Below are 3,193 nucleotides of genomic sequence, written 5' to 3' on the forward strand. Positions count from 1 at the left end.
CTTCGCCGTTCCCCGAGGTGAAACCTCGCGGAAGAACGGATGAACGAAGAGCGGGGTGCGGGCCCATCGGCCCGCACCCCGCTCTCCACGTCTTCTCACATGCGCTGCGCGCTAAGCACTGCTGTCCGCCTTCACCGGCGACCGCTCCTGCTCCCGCGTCCCGGCCCGCCAGCGCCGCCGGCGGCCCTTCGGGATGATCGTGCGGAGCACCAGCACCAGCGCGACCAGGACGATCGAACCGCCCACGCTCGCCCAGGCAATGGTCTTCTCCAGCCCCAGCGGGTCGTAGTCGACGTCCAGTGCGCCGATCTCTTCCCGGTTCTCCTCCGTCAGCGCCGGACCGGACGTGGCGTCATCGGTCGGCGCCGCCTCCACCGCGGTGGAGGTCACCTCGGCCTCGTCGAACGGTGCCGTCAGCGCCTCGGCCACGTTCAGCACCCCGTAGCCCTGGTAGATGTTGAAGCCGTCCGGCGGGTGGATCGCGGTCTCCTGCAACCGGGTCTGGATCCACTCGGGAGTCGCCTCCGACCCGAACTCGCCCTTCAGCAGCGCCGCCGCACCCGCCACGAACGGGGCCGCGAAGCTCGTGCCCTCGTCCGTCCGCCAGTCACCGCCCGCGAACGGGAAGACCACGTTCTGACCCGGGGCGAGCAGGTCGATGTTGTCCCCGAAGTTGCTGCTCGCGTACCAGTTCCCGGACTCGTTGTGCGCCGCGACCGCGATGACGCCCGGATAGTTCGCCGGGTAGAACGTCTGCTGGTCGAACTCGATCGACTTGCTGTCCATGTTCTTGGTCTCGTTGCCGGTGGCCCCCACCAGCACCACGCCCGCATCGAGCGCCGCCTCGACGGCCGACTGGAGCTCGTCGGTCGGCACCACCACGAGCGACAGGTTGATGACGTCGGCGCCGTTGGCCACCGCATCGGTGATCGCCCCCGCGAGGATCCGGCTCTTCTGCTCGTCGCCGCCCTCGTCGGCCGCGCCCGAGAACACCCTGATCGGCAGGATGTTCGCCTCCGGCGCGACCCCGATGAAGGCGCCGTCGCCGACGTTGCCGCCCGCGGCGATCGCCGCCACCCCCGTGCCGTGGTAGAAGGAGTCGCACTGGCCGTTGCCGCTGGGGTCCCACCAGTCGTAGCCCGGCAGCAGCCGGTCGCCGAACACGTCCGACCTCCCCGCCTCCACGCCCGAGTCGATGACCGCGATCGTGACCGGCTGACCGGCCTTCTCGCCCTTCTCGAACGTGCCGCGGTTGTACTGCTGCGCGTCGTCGAGGCCGATGAAGTTCTTCGCCCACGGCCGGGTGTTCAGTGTTTCACCGTCGCTGGCGACCGACTCGCAGGGAAGCTGCTCGTCCGCGGGTGCATGCTCCAGCGCGAACTGGGCTTGCGCCGGGGTGGTCGCGAGCAGTACCGTTCCGGCGGTCGCCATCGCGACAGCGGCGGAATAGAGAGGAATACGCGGGAGGAATCGCACCCGCTCAGTCTAACGCCGCAGCGCCAAAGGGCCGGTCCGCCGTATACCGGGCCGAAACACCGCAAGGGCGGGGGACCAAGAGGTGGACTCGTCCGCTTACGATAGGTACGACCACTCACCTTCATGATGGAGACGTCGCCAATGACGATGCTTCAGGGGCAGCAGCAAGCGCGCGGCACCGCGTCCGTGCAGGCCCAGCAGCAAGGCGGGCCCGTCGCCGGCGAGTCGGTCGTGTTCACGACCCGCTCCTCGGGACGGCTCGGCCCGCTCACCGTCGCCCAGCTCATCGCGGTCGAGCTCGCGCTCACGATCGCCTTGGCGAGCCTGGCGTTCGGGATGATCGCGCTCGCCGCGGGCGGGGGCGTCGCGCTCATCGTGCTGATCGTCGTCTTCTGGCGCAAGGGCGACTACTGGTGGTACCAGACCTGGCCGCTCAAGTCCCGCATGCGCCGGCGTATCCGCGCCCTCGACCCGCAGCAGCTCACCGAGGTCCTCCACCGCATCGCCCCCGACCTGGGCATCACCGGCGTCGAGGACCGCGACGAGAACGTCGGCATCGGCCACGACAACGGCGGATGGTTCACCGTCATCGAGATCGGCTCCACCGACGAGGGCACCAAGGCCGTCCCGCTGGAGCGCCTGGAACGCCTCTTCGACGAGACCTCCGTCCCCGTCTCCGCCGTCCAGCTCGTCGGCCACACCACCCCGGTCGGCCTGGCCGCCTACGACAACAGCCCCTCCTCGCGGTCCTACCGCGAACTCCTCGGCGACTACCCCGCCGTCGTCCACCACAAGGCCTGGCTCGCCGTGCGCCTCGGCGCCCGCGACGCCCGCGAGGCCACCGCCGAGCGCGGCGGCGAGGTCGACGGCGTCTACAAGGCGCTGGCCTCGACCGCGCAGCGCGTCAGCAAGCTCCTGGGGAACGTCGGCGTCCCCAACCGCATCCTCGACGCGGAGGGGGTCCGCGAAGCGGTCCAGCAGTCCCTCGGCGTCGCGTTCGCGCCGGTCCCCGGCGAGCGGACGGCCGAGGAGTGGAACCACTGGTACGCCGACGGCCTGCGCCACGTCGCCTACCGGGTCACCAAGTGGCCCACCGACGCCGTGGCCCTGCACCGCACCGTCGACGCCCTCTCGGGCGTCCCCGCCGCCTTCGTGACCGTCTCGACGGTGGTCACGGCGGGCGCGAACGGCAAGGTCAACCCCGACGGCCGCGTCACCGGGCGCCAGCTCGCCGTCGACGCGATCGTGCGCCTCGCGCTCGACCAGGCGTCGTGGGAGTCGGCGCAGAACCAGCTGCTGAACGTCGCCGACCAGCTCGGCGTCCGTCTCCAGCGCCTCGACGGCGAGCACGGGCCCGCCGCCTACGCATCCGCTCCGACCGGAGGAGGACCCCGATGACCGACCGCGGCAACGTCTACGGCGGCGGCACCTACCAGGGGGGCGGGTACCAGGGCGGGAACTACCGCCCCGGCGGTCGCCACTCCGACGACGAGGACGAGGACCAGCGCCCGGTCGACGACGACCAGGGCGGCACCCTGAACGTGCCCCGCGCCGGCCAGCAGCCCCCCGCCTCTCCGCCTCAGCCTCCCGCGGGTCCGCAAGCGCGCCCGCCGGCCCCGGTGTACGGCCAGCCCGGCCAGACGGGGCAGCAGCCCGCGCAGAGCCAGCAGGGCCCGGTCTACGGCGCCCGGCAGGGCGGCCAGCAGCCGCCCCAGCC

General features: G+C 71.7%; 2 protein-coding genes and 1 pseudogene. 2 read left to right on the forward strand and 1 reads right to left on the reverse strand.

All coding sequences use genetic code 11. From position 1 onward, the window contains the following. Positions 1 to 111 precede the first annotated feature (111 nt). Positions 112 to 1,431: a S8 family peptidase gene (locus tag DI269_RS13335; RefSeq protein ID WP_112136637.1), complete on the reverse strand. Its 1,320-nt coding sequence runs from the start codon at positions 1,429 to 1,431 to the stop codon at positions 112 to 114. Between the two features lie 186 nt (positions 1,432 to 1,617). On the opposite strand from DI269_RS13335, the gene eccE reads away from it, so the two are divergent. Further along, positions 1,618 to 2,874 carry a type VII secretion protein EccE gene (gene eccE / locus DI269_RS13340; protein ID WP_157974963.1) on the forward strand — a complete coding sequence of 419 codons (1,257 nt, stop codon included), beginning with the start codon at positions 1,618 to 1,620 and terminating at the stop codon, positions 2,872 to 2,874. Beyond that, positions 2,871 to 3,193, forward strand: a pseudogene (locus DI269_RS13345) (hypothetical protein); the annotation flags it as partial. The gene eccE and the pseudogene DI269_RS13345, both read left to right, overlap by 4 nt.

Source organism: Glycomyces dulcitolivorans (genome assembly GCF_003265355.1).
Lineage (GTDB): Bacteria > Actinomycetota > Actinomycetes > Mycobacteriales > Micromonosporaceae > Glycomyces > Glycomyces dulcitolivorans.